General features: G+C 55.3%; 1 protein-coding gene. It reads right to left on the bottom strand.

What is annotated here, in order from left to right; translation table 11 throughout:
* On the bottom strand, positions 1–825 hold an 825-nt coding region (locus tag A3709_RS24250), incomplete at both ends, for a hypothetical protein (protein WP_197484343.1).

Here is an 825-nt window from a genome sequence, read left to right as displayed (position 1 = left end):
TCCGTCCAGATGGCAGCATTCTTCTTCGGCAACAATTCATCCAGCAGATCGGAGTAGCGCGAACGTGCGGCCGCGTATGCGCCAGGATTTGCGCGCTGGAGCTGCGTCCGTGACGTTATTCCCTGCTCATCGACCACTGCACGAATGGTATCTTCCGTCCATTTGCTTCGCCGCAACAAATCATCCAGCAGATCGGGGTAGCGCTTAAGCGCAGTTTTGTATGCGCCAGAATGTTCGCGCTGGAGCTGTTTCCGTGACGTTATGCCCTGCTCATCGACCACTGCACGAATGGTTTCTTCCGTCCACTTACTTGGCGTCCGTACTTTTACCGGCAACAATTCATCCAGCAGATCGGGGTAGCGCATACGTGCGGCTTCGTATGCGCCAGGATGTTCTACACAGCGCAGGCCGCGGGCGAAAATCCCCGGCTTATCGACCATGGCGCAAATGGTTTCTTCCGTCAACTTACTTGGCGTCCGTACTTTTACCGGCAACAATTCATCCAGCAGATCGGGGTAGCGAGTATGCGCAGCTTCGTATGCGCCAGGATGTTCACGATCGAGCTGTCCCCGTGACGTTATGCCCTGCTCATCGACCAGTGCGCGAATGGTTTCTTCCGTCCACTTACTTGGCGTCCGTACTTTTACCGGCAACAATTCATCCAGCAGATCGGGGTAGCGAGTATGCGCAGCTTCGTATGCGCCAGGATGTTCGCGCTGGAGCTGCTTCCGTGACGTTATGCCCTGCTCATCGACCAGTGCGCGAATGGTTTCTTCCGTCCAGTTACTTGGCGTCCGTACTTTTACCGGCAACAATTCATCCAAC

The sequence above is a fragment of the Halioglobus sp. HI00S01 genome, assembly GCF_001635445.1.
Classification (GTDB): Bacteria; Pseudomonadota; Gammaproteobacteria; order Pseudomonadales; family Halieaceae; genus Halioglobus; species Halioglobus japonicus.
The sequence above is the reverse complement of the archived record's forward strand: the minus strand, read 5'-3'. Positions and strand labels throughout refer to the sequence as shown.